This is a genomic window from Bradyrhizobium sp. G127 (assembly GCF_021502575.1).
Taxonomy (GTDB): Bacteria; Pseudomonadota; Alphaproteobacteria; order Rhizobiales; family Xanthobacteraceae; genus Afipia.
On sequence record NZ_JAKFGN010000002.1, the window covers coordinates 574,131 to 598,603 of the forward strand.

24 protein-coding genes and 1 tRNA gene are annotated in these 24,473 nt (G+C 62.3%); 11 read left to right on the forward strand and 14 right to left on the reverse strand.

The window, feature by feature from the left end:
- Nucleotides 1-56: 56 nt before the first annotated feature.
- On the reverse strand, nt 57-713 hold the full coding sequence (locus tag LVY71_RS14670; protein WP_235100598.1) for a glutathione S-transferase family protein: 657 nt from the start codon (nt 711-713) through the stop codon (nt 57-59).
- Between the two features lie 140 nt (nt 714-853).
- Between LVY71_RS14670 and LVY71_RS14675 the strand changes: the two genes are divergently transcribed.
- Nucleotides 854-1,534, forward strand: coding sequence for a DUF599 domain-containing protein (locus LVY71_RS14675; RefSeq protein WP_235100599.1), 681 nt, complete (start codon nt 854-856; stop codon nt 1,532-1,534).
- 46 nt (nt 1,535-1,580) lie between these two features.
- Nucleotides 1,581-1,856, forward strand: coding sequence for a DUF3253 domain-containing protein (locus LVY71_RS14680; protein ID WP_502797583.1), 276 nt, complete (start codon nt 1,581-1,583; stop codon nt 1,854-1,856).
- 53 nt (nt 1,857-1,909) lie between these two features.
- Here LVY71_RS14680 and LVY71_RS14685 read toward each other — a convergent pair whose 3' ends face one another.
- From LVY71_RS14685 to mgtE, 5 genes are all read right to left on the reverse strand, one after another.
- Complete coding sequence (locus LVY71_RS14685; protein ID WP_235100601.1) at nt 1,910-2,716, reverse strand: YdcF family protein; 807 nt, start codon at nt 2,714-2,716, stop codon at nt 1,910-1,912.
- 192 nt (nt 2,717-2,908) lie between these two features.
- Nucleotides 2,909-3,727, reverse strand: coding sequence for an aldo/keto reductase (locus LVY71_RS14690; protein WP_235100602.1), 819 nt, complete (start codon nt 3,725-3,727; stop codon nt 2,909-2,911).
- Nucleotides 3,728-3,836: 109 nt separating this feature from the next.
- Nucleotides 3,837-4,151: a helix-turn-helix domain-containing protein gene (locus LVY71_RS14695; RefSeq protein ID WP_235100603.1), complete on the reverse strand. Its 315-nt coding sequence runs from the start codon at nt 4,149-4,151 to the stop codon at nt 3,837-3,839.
- A gap of 102 nt (nt 4,152-4,253) precedes the next feature.
- Nucleotides 4,254-4,838 (reverse strand): hypothetical protein, encoded by a 585-nt coding sequence (locus LVY71_RS14700; protein WP_235100604.1) that lies wholly within the window; start codon nt 4,836-4,838, stop codon nt 4,254-4,256.
- 206 nt (nt 4,839-5,044) lie between these two features.
- Nucleotides 5,045-6,475 (reverse strand): magnesium transporter, encoded by a 1,431-nt coding sequence (mgtE, locus tag LVY71_RS14705; protein WP_235100605.1) that lies wholly within the window; start codon nt 6,473-6,475, stop codon nt 5,045-5,047.
- Between the two features lie 125 nt (nt 6,476-6,600).
- On the opposite strand from mgtE, the gene LVY71_RS14710 reads away from it, so the two are divergent.
- From LVY71_RS14710 to fabI, 5 genes are all read left to right on the forward strand, one after another.
- The gene (locus tag LVY71_RS14710) at nt 6,601-7,383 is read left to right on the forward strand and encodes a polysaccharide deacetylase family protein (RefSeq protein ID WP_235100606.1); all 783 of its coding nucleotides are present in this window, start codon (nt 6,601-6,603) and stop codon (nt 7,381-7,383) included.
- Nucleotides 7,384-7,459: 76 nt separating this feature from the next.
- Nucleotides 7,460-8,641 carry a polysaccharide deacetylase family protein gene (locus LVY71_RS14715; protein ID WP_502797584.1) on the forward strand — a complete coding sequence of 394 codons (1,182 nt, stop codon included), beginning with the start codon at nt 7,460-7,462 and terminating at the stop codon, nt 8,639-8,641.
- Between the two features lie 141 nt (nt 8,642-8,782).
- Nucleotides 8,783-10,711 (forward strand): hypothetical protein, encoded by a 1,929-nt coding sequence (locus LVY71_RS14720; protein ID WP_235100607.1) that lies wholly within the window; start codon nt 8,783-8,785, stop codon nt 10,709-10,711.
- 20 nt (nt 10,712-10,731) lie between these two features.
- Nucleotides 10,732-12,357 (forward strand): PEP/pyruvate-binding domain-containing protein, encoded by a 1,626-nt coding sequence (locus LVY71_RS14725; protein ID WP_235100608.1) that lies wholly within the window; start codon nt 10,732-10,734, stop codon nt 12,355-12,357.
- 84 nt (nt 12,358-12,441) lie between these two features.
- A complete protein-coding gene (gene fabI / locus LVY71_RS14730) occupies nt 12,442-13,215 on the forward strand; it encodes an enoyl-ACP reductase FabI (protein ID WP_235100609.1) in 774 nt (257 codons plus the stop codon).
- Between the two features lie 114 nt (nt 13,216-13,329).
- Here the strand turns inward: fabI and LVY71_RS14735 are convergent.
- Together LVY71_RS14735 and LVY71_RS14740 are read right to left on the reverse strand one after the other, a co-directional pair.
- Nucleotides 13,330-13,414: transfer RNA gene (locus LVY71_RS14735), tRNA-Leu, on the reverse strand.
- 111 nt (nt 13,415-13,525) lie between these two features.
- Nucleotides 13,526-13,768 (reverse strand): FliM/FliN family flagellar motor switch protein, encoded by a 243-nt coding sequence (locus LVY71_RS14740; RefSeq protein ID WP_235100610.1) that lies wholly within the window; start codon nt 13,766-13,768, stop codon nt 13,526-13,528.
- Nucleotides 13,769-13,827: 59 nt separating this feature from the next.
- Here LVY71_RS14740 and lipB point away from each other — a divergent pair, with 59 nt between their 5' ends.
- Nucleotides 13,828-14,565, forward strand: a complete 738-nt coding sequence (gene lipB, locus LVY71_RS14745) for a lipoyl(octanoyl) transferase LipB (protein ID WP_235100611.1) — start codon at nt 13,828-13,830, stop codon at nt 14,563-14,565.
- A gap of 8 nt (nt 14,566-14,573) precedes the next feature.
- Here lipB and LVY71_RS14750 read toward each other — a convergent pair whose 3' ends face one another.
- Genes LVY71_RS14750 through LVY71_RS14760 form a run of 3 tightly spaced genes read right to left on the reverse strand, consistent with a single transcriptional unit; the run spans nt 14,574 to nt 17,781 of the window.
- Nucleotides 14,574-14,873 (reverse strand): acylphosphatase, encoded by a 300-nt coding sequence (locus tag LVY71_RS14750; RefSeq protein WP_235100612.1) that lies wholly within the window; start codon nt 14,871-14,873, stop codon nt 14,574-14,576.
- A 21-nt stretch (nt 14,874-14,894) separates the two neighbouring features.
- Nucleotides 14,895-15,758 carry an isocitrate lyase/PEP mutase family protein gene (locus LVY71_RS14755; RefSeq protein ID WP_235100613.1) on the reverse strand — a complete coding sequence of 288 codons (864 nt, stop codon included), beginning with the start codon at nt 15,756-15,758 and terminating at the stop codon, nt 14,895-14,897.
- A gap of 7 nt (nt 15,759-15,765) precedes the next feature.
- Nucleotides 15,766-17,781, reverse strand: coding sequence for an acetyl-CoA carboxylase biotin carboxylase subunit (locus LVY71_RS14760; RefSeq protein WP_235100614.1), 2,016 nt, complete (start codon nt 17,779-17,781; stop codon nt 15,766-15,768).
- A gap of 165 nt (nt 17,782-17,946) precedes the next feature.
- Between LVY71_RS14760 and LVY71_RS14765 the strand changes: the two genes are divergently transcribed.
- Nucleotides 17,947-19,821, forward strand: coding sequence for an alkaline phosphatase family protein (locus tag LVY71_RS14765; RefSeq protein ID WP_235100615.1), 1,875 nt, complete (start codon nt 17,947-17,949; stop codon nt 19,819-19,821).
- An 18-nt stretch (nt 19,822-19,839) separates the two neighbouring features.
- Here LVY71_RS14765 and LVY71_RS14770 read toward each other — a convergent pair whose 3' ends face one another.
- Nucleotides 19,840-20,436: a hypothetical protein gene (locus LVY71_RS14770; protein WP_235100616.1), complete on the reverse strand. Its 597-nt coding sequence runs from the start codon at nt 20,434-20,436 to the stop codon at nt 19,840-19,842.
- 394 nt (nt 20,437-20,830) lie between these two features.
- Between LVY71_RS14770 and LVY71_RS14775 the strand changes: the two genes are divergently transcribed.
- Nucleotides 20,831-21,490 carry a peroxiredoxin gene (locus LVY71_RS14775; RefSeq protein ID WP_235100617.1) on the forward strand — a complete coding sequence of 220 codons (660 nt, stop codon included), beginning with the start codon at nt 20,831-20,833 and terminating at the stop codon, nt 21,488-21,490.
- A gap of 77 nt (nt 21,491-21,567) precedes the next feature.
- Here LVY71_RS14775 and LVY71_RS14780 read toward each other — a convergent pair whose 3' ends face one another.
- On the reverse strand, nt 21,568-21,969 hold the full coding sequence (locus LVY71_RS14780; protein WP_235100618.1) for a DUF2177 family protein: 402 nt from the start codon (nt 21,967-21,969) through the stop codon (nt 21,568-21,570).
- 96 nt (nt 21,970-22,065) lie between these two features.
- Between LVY71_RS14780 and LVY71_RS14785 the strand changes: the two genes are divergently transcribed.
- Complete coding sequence (locus LVY71_RS14785; protein ID WP_235100619.1) at nt 22,066-23,532, forward strand: cryptochrome/photolyase family protein; 1,467 nt, start codon at nt 22,066-22,068, stop codon at nt 23,530-23,532.
- Here LVY71_RS14785 and LVY71_RS14790 read toward each other — a convergent pair.
- A complete protein-coding gene (locus LVY71_RS14790) occupies nt 23,529-24,434 on the reverse strand; it encodes a DMT family transporter (protein WP_235100620.1) in 906 nt (301 codons plus the stop codon). The genes LVY71_RS14785 and LVY71_RS14790 overlap by 4 nt on opposite strands.
- Nucleotides 24,435-24,473 lie beyond the last annotated feature (39 nt).

A 24,473-nucleotide genomic window follows, 5' to 3' on the forward strand; every position in this document is an offset into this window, starting at 1 on the left:
TCGCCCCCGGGCGTCAAGGCAACGCGCAGGCACATTCTCGCGAGCGGCACTCCGTATCAATCGATCTCGAACTTCTCGATGACCAGTGTCTCGGCCAGTGCGGCCCTGGTCCACTCCTGAAAGACGGCATTTGCCAGCATCGCGTCCATGTAGCCACGAACCGGCGGAGTCACTTCGATGGCGTAGGTCCGGAAGCGATGGATCACCGGCGCGAACATCGCATCGGCACCGCTGAATGCGCCAAACAGATAAGGCCCCTGCCCGCCATACCGCGCACGGCATTCGGTCCAGATCTGCTGGACACGGGCGATGTTGGCCTTGGCATCGTCCGAGAGCGGCTTGGAGCCGATCGGCCGATGGATGTTCATGCCGCATTCGTTGCGCAGCGCCATGAAGCCCGAATGCATCTCGGCGGAAACCGACCGGGCATGGGCACGGCTGGCGACATCCTGCGGCCACAGCCGCGCGTCGGGGAACCGCTCCGCAATGTATTCGATGATTGCCAGCGAATCCCAGACGGTTATGTCGCCATCGATCAGCACCGGTACCTTGCCCGAGCGCGTAAAATCGAGAATGCGCTGCTTGTCGGCGGGACCGGTGTAGAGTGGAATTTCGACCTCCTCGAACGCGATCCCCGCGGCCTTCAACGCCATCCAGGGCCGCATTGACCACGAGGAATAGTTCTTGTTGCCGATCGCGAGCATCAAAGCCATTGCTGGGAATCTCCGTGTGGAACACCTTTGCCACGGCCGGCGCGCGACAGGCAATCGGTCCCGACGATATGCCAAAACCGCTTCGCACTCGTCCGGAGCCTGTTCTATCGTGGCGGCCATCAATCGAAGGGCATTCCATCGTGAACCTGTTTGCAACGGCCGACATCGTGGCGATCGCATTTTTCATTTTCGCATGGGCTGTCTACGCGATCACGCTGGAACGGACCGCCCATGGCCGCAACAGTCTGAACGCCCGCATGAGCATCTATCGCGAGGTCTGGGTGCGGCGCATCCTCGACCGCGAAGCGCGGATGGTCGACATGCAGATCATGGCGTCGCTGCAAAATGGCACCGCTTTCTTTGCGTCCACGACGTTGCTGGCGATCGGCGGCGGATTGACGCTTTTGCGCTCGACCGAAGAAGCGATGTCGGTGCTCGCCACCCTGCCGCTCGGCATACGCAGTTCCCCCGCCTTGTGGGAGATCAAATGCGTCGGGCTGATCGTGATCTTCGTCTATGCGTTCTTCAAGTTCTCTTGGGCCTATCGCCTGTTCAATTACGTCGCCATCCTGCTCGGCGCGATGCCGTTCGCCGAAAAACGCGATACGCCTGAAGCCCAATCGCATGTGATGCGAACCACAAAGCTGTTTCAGTCCGCTGGCCGGCACTTCAACCGCGGCCAGCGCGCATTCCTGTTCGCGCTGGGCTATCTTGGCTGGTTCATCAGCCCTTGGGTGTTGATCGCAACGACACTGGCCATCCTCGTGGTGATATGGCGGCGGCAATTCGATTCCGACGCCTATCGCGCCATGACGAATTAGGCCGTCTGCGCTTGCCGCACCGGCCGCGATGCGTCATGGCATGGGCATGAACAATTCCGATTCGAAAGCCGCGGATACCGACCCGCTGGATGAAGCGATCCTCGCGGTGTTGGCGCGCGCCGACGCCAAGACCCTCAGCGCGCCAGAGATCGCGCACGCCATCGCCGCGGACAACGACTGGCATGGACTGCTGGTGCCGATCCGCCGGTCGGCTGTAGCGCTGGCGCAAGCGGGCCGCCTCGTGATTTATCGCAAGGGCAAGCCCGCCGACCCGAACGACTTTCGCGGCGTCTATCGCCTCGGCCTGCCCCGGCATGACTGACCTATGGGGCATGATCTAGTCCGAAAACCTGCGCCCGCTTTTTGGGATGATGCCTAGTTGGCCTTGCGCGGAGCGGGAAACAACTCGCTGCTGCGGCCGGTCGCCCAATAGGCAATCAGCCCAACCCATTCGTGAACCGCCACGTCGGTGCGGGCGAGTCCCGCGCTGAGCGTCGTGAATGGCGTCAGTCCGTCCCTCCAGCCTCGCGAGCGCCAATCCACCGGATAGGCCTCGACATCGAAGCCAGCCCTCCGGAATGCGCCGATGGATCGCGGCATGTGGAATGCCGATGTAACCAGCAGCCACCGCTCACCCGGTTTCGGGGAAATCAGCTTGCGCGTGAAGGTCGCGTTTTCCGCTGTCGTGCGGGAGTCGCTCTCAAGCACGATGCGCGAGCGCGCCGTGCCGAAGTCTTCCAGCAGGTCGCCGGCGATCGGCGCTTCCGGCACGGGCGTCTCGATGAGATTGGCGCTGCCGCCGCTGAACACGATGCGCGCCGCAGGATACCGCCGCGCCAGTTGCAGCATCGTAACGATGCGCTCCGCCGAAGCATCCATTTCGAGCGACCCGCGCGCCTGGCTGCTCTCGGGATCGATGGCGCCGCCCAGCACGATGATGCCGTCGGGGGGCCGCCCTGCCGCACTCCAGGCCGGAAAGCGCTCGCTCAGCGGCAACAGCAACAGATGGCCAAGCGGCGAAAATCCAATGACCAGCAACAGCACGACATTGAGGATCAGGATGCGTGATCCTGCTTTGCGGAATCGCGTCGCGAGCAACAGCACGCCGAGCGCGCACAGCGTCGCCACCACGTTCGACGGGACGGTGAAGAAACCGAGGATCTTGGACAGGCTGAAAAACATGCTAGTGTGGTGGTTCGCAAGTCCGCATCATTGCTACCGCACCTTCTCTTGCGGACTTGCGAACCAAAACCACACTAGAGCTATAATTTCCAGTGTCCTTTTGAATCCGAAGTTCGCTCGGAGCGCGCTGCAAGATGACGCGAACTTCGGATTCAGGACACTGGCCCTGAATGGGCGATCGCAGTGGCAAGATCAATCCCATTTGGGGGCGAAACCGAAATCGGTAATCCGCCCGCCGCGCGTTCCCATGGCGAAAATCTCGTCCATTTCCGCTTCGTCCAGCGCGAAGTCGAAGATCTCGATATTCTCTGACAACCGTTCGACTTTCGATGTGCGCGGAATCGCTGCAACGTTCTGCTGCACCAACCAGCGCAGACAGACTTGCGCCGCCGTCTTGCCGTAACGCGCGCCGATCCGGTTCAGCGCCTCGGCCTTCTTGACGCGGCCCTTGGCGACAGGACTGTAGGCCACCATCGCGAGGCCATTCTCACGGCACGCCGCCAGCACCTTGGTCTGGTCGAGGTAGGGATGATACTCGACCTGATTGCAGACCAGCGGCGCGGCGCTTTTTGCAACCGCCTCCTCGATCAGTGCCACCGTGAAATTCGACACTCCGATATGCCGCGTCAAGCCAAGCTCCTGGGCATGCACCAGCCCGCCGAGCGTTTCCTCCAGCGGGACCTGCGGGTTGGGCCAGTGCAGCAGCAGCAGATCAACCTCGGTCATGCGCAGCCGCACCAGACTTTCCTTGGTGGACCGCACCAGATCGTTGGGCGCGAAATGGTTGGTCCAGACCTTGGTCGTGACGAACATCTCGCCGCGCTTGAGGCCGGAGGCGCGCACGCCATCGCCGACCTCACGCTCATTTTCATAGACCTGCGCGGTGTCGATGTGGCGATAACCGAGCCGGAGCGCCTGCTCCACGATGCGCGCGCAGGCACGTCCGCGCAGTTCCCATGTTCCCAGACCTATCGCGGGAATGTTCGCGCCATTGGCCTTGATGATGAGCATGCCATCCCTCAGCGTTTCGCGATCCGGACGATCACATGACCATCATGATCCGCGCGGCTGTCGTTGCCAAGAACGGCGAACCCGGAATTGCACATTCGGCCGACTGCCGTCAGGCCCGGCGTGCAAGTGCCGCGAACACCATGTCAGGCTCATGGGCAATGACGGTCAGCAATGCCCGCGCCGGTCCGCGCGGCGACCGCTTGCCCTGCTCCCAGTTCCTGATTGTCTCGAGAGGAACGCCGAGACGCGAGGCGAACTCGGCTTGAGTGAGTTTCGCGCGAAGCCGCAGATTGCGTACCACCGGCGCAGCCGTCGTCTTGGGCGAAGGTGTATCGACCCCGGGCATCTGCGGGACCAGCGGTATTTCCCGCCCGTCCAGCACCTCGACGATCCGTCCATCAGCCTTGAGCCGTAGCCGCTGCATGTGCCGCTCCCTCTGATATCGTGAGGGTGGGACGACATGGTTAATCACAGGTTAACGAAGACGCTCTCCGCCCGGAAATCGTCCGGACGGTGTCGCATCGCGTTATCGCATTTGTGCGTAAGAATTCCGCCATGCATGACGGCGGCCACCGCCATGTGCGAACCGCAGCCCCATCTCGCGACCGCCTGCATGGTCGTAGGAAATATGGATGTGCTGCACCCGGCCCGAGTCGGTCGAATAGCCGCCGCTCCAGCCCTTGAGCTGCGCATAGATGCAGCCGTAGGGACCGCGTACATCCACCGCCTTGCCTTGAGCATGAAGCGACATTCGCCGCGTGCCCGCTATCCGGGTATGACGGATGCCGGAGATCGCATGGGTGCCGGGACACGCCGCCTGAATCGACGCGAGCTTGGCCTGCAACGGACCGACCAGACCCGACGAATATCCTTCCGATGCATAGCCAGGCTCAACAACGCCGCGCGCACGCTCTACACGATGCTGTTCGACTGCCGCAAAGGACTGCATCGGTTCCCGCTGCCTGCGTTGACGCGCATGAACGGGATTGTCGACGCCGATGCAAGGCATCGTGACGTTGCATTCGGGCGAAATGGCCGGCGTGCGCACGCGCGCTTCGGCCAGCGATGACAGCGCACAAAGCGCCGCCACGGCGGTAATTGTTCGAATCAAGTTTTTAGCTCCGGATTATTTGTTTGACGTAACAGACGGGCCGCGAGCGACAGCGTCTCAGTCGACAAAGCTGTACAAAGGCCGTCGGAACCCGATGGTTCAGCGGCAGCGATGATGCGGTTTCATCGCGTCAGGTGGCAACAATGAGGCGCCCAGTGGCCAGGACTGCATAGCAGTGCAGCCAACCCATGCCAAAATGGGTAGCTTTAACTTTGCAGTCCGAACCAGAGCGTTGCGATGGTGAGGAATGCAAAGAATCCAACGATGTCCGTCACAGTCGTCACAAACGTACCGGACGCAACAGCGGGATCGGCACGCAACCGTTGAAGCGCCATCGGAATCAGGATGCCGCCCAGCGCTCCGGCGACAAGATTGCACATCATCGCAAGCCCGATAACGACGCCGAGGCCCGGGAGCTTGAACCACGCCGCCGCCGCAACGCCGGTGATGACGGCAAACGCGAGGCCGTTCACCAAACCGACGAGCCCTTCGCGCATCACGACGCGCATGGCGTTACTGGAACTGAGTTCGCGGGTTGCAAGCGCGCGGACCGCAACGGTCATGGTCTGGGTGGCTGCGTTACCGCCCTGACTGGCGACGATGGGGGCCAGCACCGCGAGTGCGACCATCTTCTGCAACTCACCTTCGAACAGTCCAAGAACCGAAGATGCAAGAAAGGCCGTGGCAAGGTTGACCAGAAGCCAATTGAAACGCCCTTTGGCGATGGTCCACACCGAGTCCGATAATTCTTCGTCGCGCGCGACACCACCGAGCGCCTTGATGTCTTCTTCGGCCTCCTCCTCGATCACGTCGACCACGTCGTCGATTGTGATAACGCCGACGAGATGATCGTCGCTATCCGTGACCGGCGCAGCGACCAGATTGTACTTGCCGAACATCCGCGCCACTTCCGCGATGTCTTCGTGGTCGGAGACCCGGCGGCGGTCCTCGTCGACCAGATCCATGATCGGGCCCGGACGCCGCGCCCGCAGCAACGCATCGAGCGGCACTGCGCCTTTCAGGCGCTTGTCCTCGTCCACGACGTAAATTTCGTAGAACCGGTCCGGCAGGCCCGGCGTGTCACGCATGTATTCGATCGCTTGCAGCGCGGTCCAGTCGTCCGGCACCGAGATGCACTCGGTCTGCATACGGCGGCCGGCGGAATCTTCCGGATAATCGAAGCTGCGCTCCAGCGCGACGCGCTCGGATTGCGGCAACTTTTCAAGAATCTCTTCCTTGTCTTCTTCGTCAAGGTTTTGGAGCAGCTCGACGGCGTCGTCGGAATCCAGTTCGCGGACACCCTCCGCGACGGTTTCCGGCTCCAGCTCCTCAAGAATTTCTTCGCGAACCGCGTCATCGACCTCGTTCAGCGCGGAGAAGTCGAAGGCTGCGCCGGTCAGTTCGACCAGCCGGGGCCGCAGGTCAGGCTCCAGTGCCTCGATCAGATCGCCGAGATCGGCCTCATGGAGTTCTCCGACGATCTCGCACAGGAAGGAGGAATCGCCCCGTTGAACCGCTGCGGAAATCAGGGCGACAAAATCAGGCCGAAGATGGTCCTCAGCATCTCGCATCGGATGGCGGTCGAGCACGGAATCGTGAGCGGCGGCCGCCTCGGCAAGGTCTTGATGGTCGGCCATGCCGTGCCTCGCGGGTTCAATGGAGGTCTGCTGATTTGCGTGTGCGTTTCAGGCATTACCCAATCGACACGGCGGAACGCAATGCTAAATGTGCGCAAGCCTCACACTGTTCCCGAAAGTCCATCATGATTGTACTGAGAGCCGCGCTGGTGGCGCTTGTCACCACGACGGCGACCGCGGCCCGCGCCACCGATTGCCCCCGTAAAGACACGCTCGGCACAGCCCGCGTCATGACGGTAAACCCGCAGGCGTTCCCGCGCGTCGGCCTCAAGAGTTTCCCGCAAACCCTGCCGTTGGCGGACAAGGAAGTCGTGCTGACCTTCGATGACGGCCCCTTCCCCGCGACCACGACGAAAGTCCTGGCTGCACTGGCCAGCGAATGCGTGCAGGCGACATTTTTCCTGATCGGCCGGAATGCAGAAGCGAATCCTGCCATTGTCCGGAAGATCGCCGCGAGCGGCCACAGCATTGGGCATCATACCTGGTCGCACCGTCCACTCGACAAGATCGGCCAGCCGCAGGCGCTGGAGGAGATCGACCGCGGCATCGCCGCGGATGAAATGGCGCTCAATGGGACAGCCACCCGCCTTCCGTCGACGCCGTTCTTTCGCTTTCCCGGATTCGCATCGACACCTGCCCTTCTCGCCCACCTGCAATCCCGCGGGATCGCCGTGTTCGGAGCCGACCTCTGGGCCAGCGACTGGAATCCGATGACCCCGGATCAACAATTACAGCTTTTGACCGCACGCCTCGACGAGGAAGGCAAGGGCGTCATCCTGCTGCACGACACCAAGGCTCAGACTGCGAAAATGCTGCCGGCGTTCCTGCAATACCTGAAGCGCAACGGTTACAAGGTCGTACATCTCGCCGCATCACAACAGATCAAAAGCTCATCCCATGACCGATAGGCGTCGGCGCCGGATTAAGCCGCCATTCACGACCGTGGCGCTAAGCACGATCATGGGATTTTGCGTGGAATTTTTCATGGACAGCACCATCGCTCGACGCTCTACCGTAGTCTTGACGGCATTTGGCCTTGCCTGCGCGACTGCAATGCTCAGCGCAATAGCCGCGCATGCTGCCGATTGCCCCGGCAATCTTGACGCGCTCGGCACATCCCGCACCATCGTCGTGGATCCAAAGGAACATCCGCGTATCGGCACCATGCAGTATGGCGAGACCTTGCCGCTTGAGGATCATGAAGTTGTTCTAACTTTCGATGATGGTCCGTTGCCTGCCCACACCAACGCCGTTCTCGACATCCTCGCCGCTCAATGTGTGAAGGCGACGTTCTTCATGGTCGGCCGCATGGCCAAGGAATTCCCGCAGGACGTGCGCCGCGTTCACGACGCCGGACACACCATCGGCACGCATAGCGAGAACCACCCCACGTTCTTCGGCAAATTGGCCCCGGAGCGCATGGCGGCCGAAATTGATGACGGTATCGCTCATGTCAGCGCCGCGCTTGGCGATCCGTCGCAACTTGCTCCGTTCTTCCGCATTCCGGGGCTTCGGCGCGGCGACATGCTCGAGGCCGAACTCGGCAAACGCGATCTCATGACCTGGAGCGCCGACTTCCCCGCGGATGACTGGCGGCACATTTCGTCGGCGCAGGTCGTGCATTTCGCTCTCTCGCGGCTTGAAGCAAAGGGCAAAGGCGTGCTGCTGCTGCATGATATCCAGGCTCGGACGCAGGCCGCCTTGCCAGTGATCCTTCGGGAGTTGAAGGCGCGTGGTTATCGCATCGTCCACGTGGTGCCCGCGACGGCCGAGCGGCCAAAAACCGCAACCGATCGGGCGCAATGGATTCCGCACTGGATTCATGGCGCGGAGGTCGCCGCGAAGGCCCAACCGGGCTTCGCATTCGGAACGGCGGAACGCCCTGCCCATAATGCCCCGCGCTCAGAACGTTCGGTGTGGCTGGCGCGGCAGCGACCTTTGGTTCTGCGTACCACAGTGGCGGTGCTGCAGCCCTGGCCCGCCAATTTCCATATCGAGGGAAAAGCAATGCGTGCGGATATTTCTGCTGCGAGCAGAGAGCGCAGTCTGGCGAGACTGTCCGGAAGCTGGTCGATCCGGCCGAACGACGGAGCCTTCCGCCCTCTCGGCACACCGATCAGGACCGGCAGCCGCACCGATGCGCCTGTCGGACTGAAGATCCGCTGATGCAAATAAAGATCGCACGGCATTGGCGTTACCGATAAATCGTTTCGCCATGCCGTGTGACATTTTCATGAATGATCTGGCGCAATAAAGGTGTCGCGAACGCGAGGCATATAGGCATCATCGAACTCTGATCGGTGAGCCATGAAGTCTCGAATTGTCGAACATCTCGGTCAAACGGACATTCTGCTACCGGCTCTCGTGGCCAATGCACTCGCTGCCAACGACTGCATCAAGGTGCGGATGAGCGCACTTCAGGCAGCCGTCCATCACGCCCGGCAGCCAGACCATCCCGCTTCGGACTTGCAGGCCGAATGCCGCGCGGCCGGAATTGCGCCGGCGGCCATCGCGGCGTTGATTGCCGGGGCGCATGTCGTCGGCGAAGGACGAATAGCTGCGCCCAATCTCGGCAGATTGATGAATGACGTGCTTGACGATGTGACGGTGATGATCCGCGCCGTAAAAGCTGGCACTCCTCCCGCCGGGGAAGCGATGTCGGCGCGTCTGTCGGCCATCCAGGCCACCGGCGCGCTGGAATCGTCAAGCGAGATCGAAACATCCCGGATCGCCAGGCTCACCGGAGTGACGGACAACGACGGCGACAGTTTGCATCGCCTGGTGATGGACCTTCACAAGGCCCTCAACCGGCTGGCAGCAGACTGTGCTGAAGAGACCGTGGCGGGAGCTCGCGTATTCGGCTTGCACCCCGACGATCATCGTCCCGTGGAAAGCTTCATGCGGGGACTCGAGCAAACCCGAGCGTTGAAGTTCGACCATCCGGGTCTCGATACCATGGCGACGCGATCGGGCGACCGGCTGCTGATTCAGAACGATATCGGAACCACCGATGCGCATGTTCTGGTAATTGCTGTTCAGGACAATACGGTCACCGTCACGTACACCGACGTGCACCGCGCGCGTACCAAGTTCTTTGTCGGTCTGTTCGAGGACTTTCCGGCCAAATGGAGCGGTCTCGATCGTCACGCGGCGGATGGCCTCGGCGACGATGGAAACTTCTATCTGGTGACGGGGCAATATCTGGCGGAGACGGCCAAGGAACGGGATGCGTTCCTCGCCGCCATTGGCTCCGCGTTGGTGTTTTTGATCGACTGGAACAAGGCGCGCAAATTGCTGCGCAACTGGGTCGCAAAGAACGACGCGGCCGGCATTCTCGCCTGGGGCGCGCGGCACCGCATCGGGCACAGGGCCTTCCTGGAACTCGGTGGTGACGAACTGATCGGCGCCGCCGTGCGGAATGCCGCGCCCACCCGAATAGGTTTCGGCGAGCGGCTGGATCAGGTGCTCGGACGCGACGGCGCAGTAGATTTTCTCAAGGCCACGCTGCGCGCGTCGACAGAGGCGTTAAGTGCCGGGCGATCCGTTCGGCTGGTCCGCGATCACATCGAAGCCGATCTGGTCAGGCGTCTGGAAAGCGTCGATAGCACGCTGCTTGCGATCGTCGTGCGTCAGGCGGGATTGGCTCATGACATCGCCGCCGCTCTCGCACACCATATCGCTGCCCTCCAGACAGGCCGTCCTGCCGACGGCAAGCTCCTTGCAGCCCGTGCCGGCCGCATCGAACAAAAAGCCGATCGAATCGCGATTGAGGCCCGCAAGGAAGTGACCCGCCTCAACGCCCGCCCGATCATTGAGAGTCTGATGGACCGCGTCGAGGAAGCCATCGACGAACTGGAACAGGCCGCTTTCATCGCCTCGCTGGCGCCGGCTGGAATCGATCCGGCATTGCTGCAGGCGCTTGCCGAGTTGTGCAAGATCGCCATTTCCGGAACCGAAGCGATAGCCTCGGGTCTGGCTGCTGCCGCCGACGTTCCGGAGGGACGCCGCGCCGACGCCGACGACGCGCTAGCTGCCGTCGCTCGTCTCATCGATGCCGAGCATGCCGCGGATGCGTGCGAACGCAACGTCACCGCGCAGGTGTTCGCCGGTAGCTTCGACATCGCGACATCACTCTCGGTTCTTGAACTCGCCCGCGCCATCGAACGCGCCACCGACCGGCTGGCTGGATTCGGCCATCTGCTGCGGCGGCACGTCATGACCGACCTGTCCGCCTGATATTTTGGAAAGACCAACCCATGCATATCGTGCTTATCGGCGATGGATCGACCGAGCGACATTCGGCCGAAGCGATCGGCGCCAAAGCTGCCAATCTGACGCGGATGGCAGCCCTCGGCTTGCCCGTGCCACCAGCCTTCGTGCTTCCGGTCAAACTTTGCTCCGCAATCATCGACAACGATGCTCATGCGGAACGCCACCTGCGTAACGGACTCAAGGAAGGCATCGCGTTCCTGGAGCAGGCCACCGGAAAACGCTTCGGCGATCGCCGTCAGCCCCTGCTGGTGTCGGTCCGGTCGGGAGCGGCACGATCGATGCCCGGGATGCTCGATACGGTACTCGACGTCGGATGCACGTCCGACGCCGTCCATGGCCTGATCCGGACCACCGGCCGGCCGCGGCTGGCGTGGGACTGCCGACGGCGCTTTCTTGAGAGTTATACAGAGACGGTGCTGGGTTTCGATCCTGCGCCGTTCGCGGCGCGCCTCGCAGAACTGACCGCCGGCGAAACCGCCGACGGCCTACGCGAACTGGACAGCGAGGCGCTTGAACGTCTTGCCAACGACGAGCAGACGTTGATCGAAGAACTCGATGACGGCTGGCTCGAGGATGCGGTGGCTCAACTCGACAGCGCAGCAAGGGCCGTCTATCGGTCATGGACAAGCGACCGGGCGCAGACCTATCGCCGTCTCCAGAATCTGGACGATCTGCGCGGCACCGCGGTCACGGTTCAGGCCATGGTGTTCGGCAATGGCGGACTGACGTCCGGAGCCGGCGTCGCATTCTCGCGCGATCCATCCACCGGGCTGGCGCGGCCGATGATCGACCTCGTGCTCGATGCCCAAGGCGAGGATGTCGTCTCCGGCCGGCGCACGCCCGATACTGAGGAGACAATTGCCCGCTCGCTGCCCGCCATCGCGACCGAACTCGGTGACGTTCTCAAGCGGCTCGAGCAGGAATTCGGCGACGTGCAGGATATAGAATTCACCATCGAAGACGGAAAACTCTGGATTCTCCAGACGCGGTCTGCGAAGCGGACGCCGCGCGCGGCGCTGCGGATCGCCATCGACCTCGTGCACGAAAAACTCATCACCCCCCGTGAAGCGCTACAGCGGATCGATGGAATCGACCTCGGTGCCCTCACCGAGACCGAACTGGCCGCCAGCGGAGACCCGCTGACGACCGGGATCGGCGCATCGGGCGGCATCGCGGTTGGACGCGCCGCATTCGACTCCGAGAGCGCCCAGCGCCTGGCTGCCTCAGGAGAGCCGGTGATCCTGATGCGCCCGGACACAAGCACGGCGGATGTCGCGGGCTTTGCGGTCGCTGCGGGGATCGTGACCGCGATCGGCGCGCGCACCGCTCATGCCGCGCTGGTTGCGCGCCAGATGGGGAAGCCCTGCATCGTTGGGTGCAGCAGCATGGCGATCGACGTGGCAGCCGATTGTGCCCGGTTTGCGGGGACGACAATTACCGGAGGCGACTGGATCTCCATCGACGGCGAAAGTGGCAGCATCTATCAAGGGCAACGCGAGATCCGCGTGACACGACCCGACACCGAACTTGCCGAAATCGATAAATGGCGCGCTGAGGATCATGGCCACGGCCACCACAGGAAATCAAAAGCGGCCCATAGCACGACGTAAGAACGAGACTGGCATGAACCCTCAGTTAGGGCATGATCGTTTGAGCGCCCTCGCAGGCTGCGCTCTCATTAAAGAGACTCATCAATGACGCCGATCGTCGATCTGGCCGGCAAACGCGGTGTCGTTGTCGGCATCGCCAACGAGAACAGCATCGCTTATGGCTGCGCACGCGCATTCCGCGCCGCGGGCGCCGACCTCGCCGTTACCTATCTCAACGCCAAGGCCGAGCCTTATGTCCGACCACTCGCGGACGCGCTCAAGGCGTCCATCGTTGTCCCGTGCGATGTGCGCATTGCCGGCGAACTGGAAGCGGTGTTCGAACGTATCGCGACGGATTGGGGGCGCCTCGATTTTCTTTTCCACTCGATCGCTTTTGCCCCGCGAGAAGATCTGCACACCGGCCTCGTCAACTGCTCGGCGGAAGGCTTCGCCATGGCGATGGATGTCTCGTGCCATTCCTTCATCCGCATGGCGCGTCTGGCGCTGCCTCTGATGACCAAGGGTGGCAGCCTGCAAACCGTGAGTTTCTACGGGGCAGACCGGGTCGTGGAGAACTACAACCTGATGGGACCGGTGAAGGCGGCACTGGAATCCACCGTCCGCACCCTCGCTGCCGATCTCGCCCCGCGCGGCATTCGCGTGCACGCATTGTCGGCGGGTCCCGTCAAGACACGTGCGGCCTCCGGCATCGACCGGTTCGACGAACTGCTCGACCGGGTGCGCGAGCGCACCCCGGCCAACCAGCTCGTAACGATCGATCAGATCGGCGCGGTGGCCGCCTTTCTTGCCAGCGAAGCAGGTGGGCCGCTGACAGGCTCCGTCACCTATGCCGATCAGGGTTTTCACATCGTGGCCTGATCGGGAAAGCGCCCTGATCGCTGTCGATGACCCCAATCGGACGAGAACAGGGTAACAATCAGGCATCATAATGCCGAAAGAAAATGCCCTGATTTCAAGTGATTGGGGTGGATATGGTGCGCTCGGAGGGACTCGAACCCCCACGATTTTACTCACTGCCACCTCAAGGCAGCGCGTCTACCAATTCCGCCACGAGCGCTGAAGAAACGGCCCCGGATTCGCAACCCAAGGCGGGATCAACGGCGCCCATGTAACAAATCGAGGATGGGGGGACAAGGCCTTGGCACCGCGTGGGCAAAGGCTTTCCCGACTATCTGTGGCCCGGCTTCCGGGGCAACATTTGCTTGACTTCGACCGCAATGCGGTTGCGGTTGACGACCACAACGCCGCTGGCGATCGGCAGGTTGTTGGCCAGAACCTTGACCTCGTCCTGCTCGGTCGCGTCGAGTTCGATGATGGCGCCGCGGCTGAGCCGCATCACCTGGTGGACGGGCATCGACGTGGTTCCGAGGACCACCATGAGATCGACCGAGACGTTATCGAGAGTTGCCACTTTGATCTGAAACCCACACATGACTGATGGCGACAGATCACCACGATTATGGTTACCCAATGGTTAATACATTCCCGGATCGCCGCGAAGACCTTGCTTTGACGTCGTTTTTCCTCCGCTCCGGGCCGCCTGCGGAGTGGCGGGTAGCGGATTCGCCGGTGGCCTATGAGCAGGCCGTCGAAACCATGGAAAAGCGGGCCGCCGAGATCGCCGCCGGCCACGAATCGGAGTTGGTCTGGCTGCTGGAACACCCCCCGCTCTATACCTCGGGCACCAGCGCCAAGACCGTTGACCTGATCGACGCCCGGTTCCCGGTTTTCGCGACCGGACGCGGCGGACAGTTCACCTATCACGGCCCCGGACAGCGGGTGGTCTATCTGATGCTCGACCTCAAGCGCCGCCGGCCCGATGTGCGGGCTTACGTGGCCAGCCTTGAGGAATTCACCATTCGCACCCTCGCCGCCTTCAACGTGCGCGGCGAACGGCGCGAGAATCGCGTCGGCGTCTGGGTGGCCCGTCCCGAGAAAGGCCCCGCCTGCGAAGACAAGATTGGCGCGATCGGCGTGCGGCTGAAGCGCTGGGTGTCGCTGCACGGTATCTCGATCAACGTCGAACCCGACCTCACGCACTTCTCGGGCATCGTGCCCTGCGGCGTCGCAGATCCGCGCTATGGCGTCACCAGCCTCGTCGACCTCGGCCTGCCGGTCACGATGGACGATGTGGACATAGCGTTGAAGCAGGCCTTCGCGGATATTTTCGGACCGGCGAAGGCCGCTGCGGACAAGCTGGCCGTCTGATCCCAACCTTAGATCGTCGGGAGAACCGAAAATCGCTCGCCGGGCGCGCGCTGTGTCAGCATGTGGTCGCCTGCCCGTTGGTCATCGACGCGCGTGACACGGGCCATGCCGGGACCGTACTGGCATTTTGCGATCAACGCCGCGACAGCATCTTCCGGCCCCGACAGCACGGCCTCCACGGTGCCGTCCTTCCGATTACGCGCCCATCCAGCGAGGCCGCGCGCCTCCGCTTCGCCGGTGATCCAGGCGCGGTAACCAACGCCTTGAACCTTGCCCCGAACGATAATGTGGCGGATGACGTCGCTCATCGAACAACTCCGATGACGATATTACTTCAAACCCAGAAAATCCGTAGTGCGTGCTTTCATGGTCGCGTCGCGCATAACGCGATCGGTCAGATCCGAGGTCGGCAATCCTTTCAGATCCTTCGGTGCAGCACCCTCGCGCAGCGCCTTCTGCGTTTCATAGACCGCCTGCATCGCCGCAGCGATCGGCTGATGGCCCTGATTGGCAACCCGCACGCGCTGGCTGGCGAGAAACGCCATATCCGCGAGTTCGCCGTCAGCGCTGCCCATAATGATCGGCAATTTCGTCACGGCTGCGATGGCCTGCAACTCCGCGCGCGTCTTCAGTCCGGTGAAGAACAGCGCATCGACTCCGGCTGCCTCGTAGGCTTTGGCGCGCGCCACGGCGTCGTCGATATTCGTGATCGACGCAGCCCCGGTGCGGCCAACGATCACCAGCGAGAGATCGGAGCGGCCATCGAGCGCCGCCTTCATCTTGCCGACCCCCTCCTCGATACTGATCACCTGCGGCTTGGCCTGCCCGTATCCCTGCGGCAGCAACGTATCCTCGATGGTGAGGCCCGCGGCGCCCGCGGCCTCGATTTCCTGCACGGTGCGGCGGACATTCAGCGCGTTGCCGTAGCCATGATCGGCGTCGACCAGCACCGGGATGTTTCCGGCCCGGCAGATGCGCCGCACCTGCTCGGCCAGTTCAGACAGCGTGATGAGCAGCAGATCCGGGTCGCCGAGAATGGTCAGCGACGCGGCGGAGCCGCCGAGCAATCCGAGTTCGAAACCGACGTCTTCAGCAATGCGCGCTGAGATCGGATCGTAAACCGAGCCAGGACGAATGACATCGCGACCCGACAGGATAGCCCGGAATGCTTCGCGCTTTTCTTGCGGCAGCATCGCAACCTCAGGCAAATTCGAGGATCAGCGCATCGACGGCGAGCGTTGCACCGGGTGTGGCGGCGATCTTCTTGATCGTGCCATCGCGCTCGGCGCGCAGGACGTTCTGCATCTTCATCGCCTCGATCACCGCAAGCGTCTCGCCTGCCTTGACCTCCTGCCCTTCTGTCACGGCGACGGACACCACGAGACCCGGCATCGGGCACAGCACCTTCTTGCCTGTGTCGGCGGTAGACGTGACCGGCATCAGGCGCGCAGCAGCCGCTTCGGTTTCTGTGAACACCTGCACCGGCAGTTCGTAACCCTGATAGATCAGCCGGAAGCCGTTCGGCATCGGCCTGACCTGCACAGCCACCGGATGGCCCGCGATGCTGCCCTGCCAGACCGGATCGCCGGGCTTCCAGTGCGAAAGCAGCGTGACAGGCTGGCCGACGTTTCCATCGGGTCCAACCAGGCGAACGACGATCCCGTCGCCGTTGCGAGTGACTTCCAGCGGCACCTCGTTGCGATCGAGCCAGACCGCGCGGCGGCGTTCGCGCGACACGGTACGGCCATTCAACTGGCCGGAAATCTGCCGCTTGCGTTCGCCCAGGATATGATCGACCGCGGCTCCGACCGCTGCAATCCGGTGCGCGGTCTCGCCTTCCGGCGTGCGCGGACCGAAACCTTTCGGAAACTCTTCGGCGATGAAGCCGGTCGAGAGGTTGCCCTCGCGCCAGCGCGGGTGATTCATCAGCGCCGACAGGAACGGAATGTTGTGGCGGATGCCGTCGATGTAGAACGCATCGAGCGCATTCGACTGCGCCTCGATGGCGGCCGCGCGCGACGGCGCGTGGGTCACGAGCTTGGCGATCATCGGATCGTAGTAGATCGAAATCTCGCCGCCCTCTTGCACGCCGGTATCGTTGCGCACGGTGATTTCATCCACCTTGCTCTCCGCCGGAGGACGGTACTTCACGAGCCGGCCGATCGACGGCAGGAAATTACGGAACGGATCCTCGGCGTAGACGCGCGACTCGACTGCCCAGCCGGTGAGCGTGACGTCCTTCTGCGCAAGCGCGAGCTTTTCGCCGGCGGCGCTGCGGATCATCTGCTCCACCAGATCGATGCCGGTGATCAACTCGGTCACCGGATGCTCGACCTGGAGCCGCGTATTCATCTCGAGGAAGAAAAAGCTTTTGTCCTGACCGGCGACGAATTCGACCGTCCCGGCGGAGTCGTAGTTCACGGCCTTCGCCAGTGCGACCGCCTGCTCGCCCATCTTGCGGCGCGTGGCCTCGTCCAGCAGCGGCGACGGCGCTTCCTCGATCACCTTCTGGTTGCGGCGCTGGATCGAACATTCGCGCTCGCCAAGATAGATGACGTTGCCGTGCTTGTCGCCGAGCACCTGAATTTCGATGTGACGCGGATCGACGATGAATTTCTCGATGAACACGCGGTCGTCGCCGAATGACGACTTCGCTTCCGCCTTGGCGAGGCCGAAGCCCTCCGCGACTTCCGACTTCGAATGCGCGATGCGCATACCCTTGCCGCCGCCGCCGGCCGAAGCCTTGATCATCACCGGATAACCGATCTCGTCGGCGATCTTCACGGCATGAGCATCGTCCTCGATCACCCCGAGGTGGCCGGGAACGGTGGAAACCTTCGCCTTGGCCGCGGCCTTCTTGGATTCGATCTTGTCGCCCATCGCGGCAATGGCGCCGGGATTGGGACCGATGAACACGATGCCCGCCGCTTCGAGCGCGCGCGGAAATGCCTCACGCTCCGACAGAAACCCGTAACCCGGATGCACGGCCTCCGCGCCGGTCTGACGGCAGGCCTCGATGATCTTCTCCATCACGAGATAGCTCTCGGCGGCCTGCGGTGGACCGATGAAGACGGCCTCGTCGGCCATCTCGACATGAAGCGCGTCGCGGTCGGCCTCCGAATAGACGGCCACCGTCTTAATACCCATGCGGCGCGCGGTCTTGATGACCCGGCAAGCGATTTCGCCGCGATTGGCGATCAGGATCTTTTTGAACATGAAGCGATCTGAACCTTAAGGGAAAGGCGGGATTCGGGCTGAATAGCCTTCACCGCAATCTGGCATGCAAGACTGGTTGTAACAATTCTGTCGCGAGCATTTACTACACCAAGCTACCGCCCGGCACAGCCGCATTGTCCGGCAAATCCGCACAGCGAGTCTCCCATGCGCCGCACCATTCCTCTGTTTTGCATTGGTTTTCTGGCGTTGTCATCGTCCGGTTTGCCGACCTTGGCTTTCGCTCAAAACAACCAGCCCCGCAACCTGATTCTGTTCGTTCCTGACGGGCTCCGGGCCCTCAAGGTGACCCCCGAAACCGCACCTGCGATGGCCGCCCTGCGCGACAAGGGGGTGAACTTCAAGAACCCCCATTCCCTGTTCCCGACCTTCACTATGGCCAATGCGTCCGGCATGTCGACGGGTCACTACCTCGGCGACACGGGAACGTTCAGCAACTCGATCTACACCGGCCGTCCGGTGAAGACGGTGCCGAGCCAGATGGGCACGGTCGTGCCGTTCATCGAGCATGACCAGATTCTGGGCGAAGTCGACAAGGAGTTCAACGGCGACTACCTCAACGAAGAAACCCTGCTGAAGGCCGCGCGCGACGCGGGATTCAGCACGGCGGCTATCGGCAAGGTCGGCCCGACATTTTTGTTCGACCACACCGAGCGGACCGGCACCAAGACCATCACCATCGACGACCAGACCGGCGCGCTCGAAAAAGACGGCAAGCTGATCGGCATTCCGCTTTCCGACGAGATGAAGGCCGCGCTGACAGCGGCAAACCTTCCGGTCGCCACGCCGGGACGCGGCGACAACAGCAAGGCTGGCGATGCCAAGACCCCCGGCACGACAGTCGCCAACATCAAGCAGCAGGAATATCTCGCCGACGTCGCCAGCAAGGTCGTCCTGCCAATGTTCAAGGCGCGCAACAAGCCGTTCGTGCTGGTGTTCTGGTCACGCGATCCGGACGGCAGCCAGCACAATCAGGGCGACAGCCTCAACAGCGTGACGCCGGGCATCAACGGCCCTACTTCACTGGCAGCGATCAAGAATGCCGACAACAATCTCGCGCAACTGCGCAAGGCGCTCGACGATCTTGGCCTCGCCGCTTCGACCAACATCATCGTTTCGGCGGATCACGGCTTCTCGACGATCTCGAAGGAAAGCAAGACCAGTTCGACGGTGAAGAACACCTACCCCGACACGCCCGCAGGCTTCCTGCCGCTCGGTTTCCTCGCGCTTGATCTGTCCAAGGCGCTGGACATGCCGCTGTTCGATCCCAACGACAAGAACGCTGCCGTCGGCGCCAACGCCTATCCCAAGGCAGGCAACGGCCTGCTCGGAAAGAATCCGCTGAAACCCGACCTCGTCGTCGCCACCAACGGCGGCTCCGATCTCATTTACTTGCCGAACGGCGACCGCAAGCTGGCGGGCCGCGCCGTGAAAGCATTGCTGGAGCAGGACTACGTCAGCGGGATCTTCGTGGACGACGGACTGGGGCGCTTTCCCGGCACGCTGCCGCTTTCGCTGCTCAGCCTGAAGGGCAAGGCGGTAACGCCACATCCGGCCATTGTCGTGAACTTCCGTTCCTATTCTACCGGCTGCGAAGAGCCGACGTTGTGTTCGGTCGAAGTGGCCGACACCGTACTTCGGCAGGGCCAGGGCATGCATGGCAGTTTCAGCCGCGGCGACACCATGAATTTCATGGCGGCGATCGGTCCGGATTTCAAAGCAGGATTCATTAGCGATCTGCCGGTGAGCAATGCCGACGTCGGCATCACTGCGGCTCAACTGCTCGGTCTCAACCGCAAGGCCAAGGGCGTGCTGATCGGCCGGGTCATGACGGAAGCCATGCCGAACGGCGTCACGCCGAAAGGCTTTACCGGCACGGTTGCGGGCAAGCCTGCACCGAACGGCCTGCGCACAGTGCTGCAATTTCAGCGCGTGCTGAATCAGCGTTATTTCGATGTGGCGGGATTTCCGGGACGCACGGTCGGCCTTCCAGACACGGTGAAGACGGCAGGCGCAAAATAGCGCCCGCCGCTCCTCGTCTTACATTCCAAGGTCGAGGAAGTTCGGCAGCGTCTGCGCGAGCGGCAGGGTCGCCGCACCGATCAGGGTGGCAACCAGCGCCTTTAGCGCGAGGTTGCTACGGCGCTTGCCCCGCATCTGGCTCGCAATCCACTCCAGCACTTCGGTATTGACGCCGACGGCCTTGGTGGGCGCCCAGCTTTCGATTGCCGTATCCGGCGACAAAGCGACGGAACGCGGGGGCACCGGCAGGCCGGAAGCGGCCGCGGCGTGATGCACGATCGCCTTGGCGAACAGGTCGTCGAAGCGGCCATCGTCGCTGCGTTCGGACGCGGCATCGTTGATCTGGAAAAGGGTTTCGGCCTCGGCGCGGCTGACGGGCTCGTTGGCATTCGCCGCGGCGGTGAGAATGCGCGCGCACCATTCCGCGTCATGCGCATCCAGCATCCGGGAGAAATGAACACGGCCGGCAGTCGTTGGCCCCTCGCCCGTGATCACGCCGTCGCGCACAAAGGCGAGCGCGTAAGCGGAGACATCGCGGTCCGCGGTGGAACTGGTTTCGATTTTCCGAATCAATTCGGAGAGCGGTGCGTTCGAGATGATCGAGGCGGACGTCATGTTACTTTTCTCTTTTTGTGTCTCGCAGCATTTCCATGCGGGCGTAAACGAAGCGTTAATAAAGCGATTCGGAGATCGCTTCTTTCCGTTATGGTTGCGGATTGGTCGCACTGACCGTCCGCGGGGTTCGATGAGATGACAGCGGGAACCGGCGGCGGTGCGGCGCATCAAAGTCAAATTCGGGGCATCGCGGAAAAGTGAGCGCCGCAACGGTTAATCTGCGACAGGCGTGATGTTTCAGAAAGAGCACGCAAGACAGCAAGGATTTCTGGAAAGCCCTCTGACGCGAGAAAAATCTTGTCCTTTTGGCGACATGGTTCCGTGATAGCGTCGCGGTCGCTATAACGCTGCGACGACGAATTTCTCTGTTGCTCTAATGGCATGAGGCGGATCCATGACACTTCAGATTGGCGCGGTAGCCCCGGATTTCGAGGCAGACACCACCGAGGGACACATCCATTTCCATAACTGGATCGGCGATAGCTGGGCCCTGTTGTTCTCGCACCCGAAGGACTTCACTCCGGTTTGCACCACCGAACTCGGAACGCTGGCGCGGCTAAAACCCGAATTCGACAAGCGCGGCGTCAAGCTGATCGGGCTGAGCGTCGACCCCGTCGACAAGCACGAGAAGTGGGGTGCGGACATCAAGGAGACGCAAGGCTACGCGCCGAACTATCCGCTGATCGGCGACACCGACCTCAAGGTGGCGAAGCTCTACAACATGCTCCCCGCGGACACCTCGGGCGGCGCTGACGGCCGTACTGCCGCCGACAATGCCACGGTGCGCACCGTGTTCATCATCGGCCCGGACAAGAAGATCAAGCTGGTGCTGGTCTATCCGATGACCACCGGCCGCAACTTCGACGAAATCCTGCGCGTGATCGACTCGCTGCAACTCACCGCCAAGCATCGCGTCGCGACGCCGGCCGACTGGAAACAGGGCGAAGACGTCATCATCGCCGGCTCAGTCTCGGACGATGAAGCCAAGACCATTTACCCAGGCGGCTGGAAATCGCCGAAGCCTTATATCCGGATCGTCCCGCAACCGAAGTAACGACCGCAACCAGGAAAACAAAAAGGGACGCTTCGCGTCCCTTTTTTATTGCGGCCATTTATCCGGGCCAGTTCCCGTCAAACGCGAGGCGCCAGCCAGTTCGCGATGAGAAGCCCAAGCGTCGACGCTATCGCGGTCACGAACGCGCCCCACGCAATATCCACAACCGCCACGGTCCAGGTCCAGTGTTTCAGCAGCGACAGCGAGGTCAGCTCAAAAGTCGCATAGCAAAAGAACCCGAACAGCGCGCCGTAAATCAACGTCGATTGCCACGTCGTCCCCGGCCCCGCGCTGACGAAGATCAGAACGCCGACCACATAGAGCAGATAAAACAGGATCGCAGGGGCGAGACGGATCGTTCCCAGCATGTCGCCGACCTGAGACATGAAGAAGCCCTTGGCGACCAGCCCGAGAAACAGGAAATCAAGCGGAACCATGACGAGCAATGTCGCCAGATAAAGTATGGCGTTTCGTTTCAAGCGGACCTCCGATCCTCAAACTGTGTAGCTGTGCCAGATACGCACAATTTCCGATCAGGTTGCAGAGGCAGATGAATTCATTGATTGTGTCCGGCAATGCCGAATTACTCGCCATTCCCTGTCATCGTCTGGTTCCGCGACGATCTGCGGCTATCCGATCATCCAGCCCTGCACGCCGCCGCACAAAGTGGCGCGCCGCTCATCTGCCTTTATGTGCTGGATGAAGAGAGCGCGCCCCTGAGGCCGCCCCACGGCCGGCCGTTGGGCAGTGCATCGCGATGGTGGCTCGCGCAGTCGCTGCGCCGCCTGAACGCCAGCTTCAAGGTATACGGCCAATCGCTCGTGCTGCGCCGCGGTTCAGCCGCGCATGTCATCGCAGCTCTCGCTCAGGAGACCGGCGCGGCCGCCGTCCACTGGATCGAAAGCGACATACCTGGCTCCGCTGCTGTCGAGCGCGATGTCACGGCAGCGCTGGAAAATATCGGCGTTGCAGCGCGCGGTTTCCCGAGCGATCTGCTGGTGAGGCCTGCAAGCCTACGCAACAAGGAAGGCCGTGGCCTCCGGGTGTTCACACCGTTCTGGAGGCGGATTCTGAACCTTGGCGATCCGCCACGGCCGCTGCCCGCGCCGAAAGCGATCGCCGCCGGACCGAAGATCGCCGGCGACGATCTCGCGTCATGGAACCTGGAGCCAACGCATCCCGACTGGGCAGCGGGATTGCGCGCGACATGGACGCCCGGCGAAGCTGCGGCGCAAGCCCGGCTTACGGATTTTCTCGAGGGCGGCATCGCGGGTTATTCTACACAACGGGACCGCCCCGACCGCGACGCCACGTCGAAGCTGTCACCGCATCTGCGGTTCGGCGAAATCAGCCCGAGGCAAGTCTGGCACGCAGCGAATTTCGCGGCGGCCCGGAAACCCGCCATCGCCAGCGATGTCGGAAAATTCATGAGCGAACTCGGCTGGCGCGAATTCTCGCGGCATCTGCTGTTCGATCACCCACGCCTCGCCGAACAAAATCTTCAGCCTTCGTTCGACGCGTTTCCGTGGCGGCGTGACGCCAAGGCGCTGCGTGCGTGGCAACGCGGACAGACCGGCTATCCGATCGTCGACGCGGGCATGCGCGAACTCTGGCGCACCGGCATCATGCACAACCGCGTCCGCATGGTGGTCGCATCGTTCCTCGTCAAACATTTGCTGATCGACTGGCGCGACGGCGAGACATGGTTCTGGGACACGCTGGTCGACGCCGATCCCGGCAGCAACCCGGCAAGCTGGCAATGGGTCGCCGGCTCCGGCGCGGATGCAGCGCCCTACTTCCGCGTGTTCAATCCGATCCTGCAAGGCGAGAAATTTGATCCCGATGGCGCCTATGTCGCGAAATGGGTGCCGGAGCTGGCGCAGCTTCCGGCAAAACTCATCCATCAGCCGTGGGAAGCCACACCGATGGAATTGGCTGCCGCCGAGGTCACGCTGGGCAAGACCTACCCGCATCCCATCGTGGATCACAAGGCGGCACGCGAGCGTGCGCTCGCCGCCTATGCCAAAACGCGCGCGGGTTAAGACACGCGCGCCGGAGCGGTGTTTTTGTTGACCAGCAGCACGGCCGCAGCGCAGATCGCCATGCCCGCAATCGAAAGAAAATCGAGCCGCTCATCGAACAGCAGATACGCCATGAGCGCGGTAGTGCCGGGCACGAGATAGAACAGGCTTGCGACCTTCGTCGCCGCCGAATGACGGATCAGCCAGTACAGCAGCCCGATCGACCCGATCGACAGAACGATGACCAGCCACGCGAGGCCGAACACGAATTCCCGATTCCAGACGATCACGCGCGTCTCGAACAGCCACGCACCGACTGCGAACAGCACGCCCGCCGCGGCAAACTGAATGAGATTTCCGGCGCGCCAGTCGATCTGGCTGCAATACCGCTTCTGGTAAAGCGTGCCGAGCGTGATGCTGACGAGCGCCACACAGGTGGCGAGCCAGCCCCAGCCGGCATCGCCCGAAATGGTGCGGCCATGCAGGACAATCACCGTTCCCGCGAGGCCCATCAGCAAGCCGGTCCATTGCAGCGGCGTGACACGCTCGCCGAGCCAGCGGTTCGCCAGCGTGGACATCAGGATGGGCTGCAGACCAGGGATCAGCGCCGACAGCCCCGCCGGCACCGAATGGTAGATCGCGACGGACGTACCGCCGAGATAGAATCCATGAACCAGAAACCCGGCCATCGCGCTGTGCAGGACACCGATCCGGTCCGGCCAATCCGGACGATAGATCGCGGCGATCAGCCCCATCAGCAAGACCGCAAGGGCCATGCGGATCGCGAGATAAGTCAGCGGTTCGGCGCCGGCCAGCACATATTTCGTGCCGATAAAACCGGTGCTCCACAGCAGAACGAAGATCGCAGGCGCAGCGCGCGCGGCAATCGATTCCAGTGTGGGCTGAGACGATGGAGGGCTCATTTGCGCAACTGCTTGCCTGATCGCGTGTGATGAGGCAAT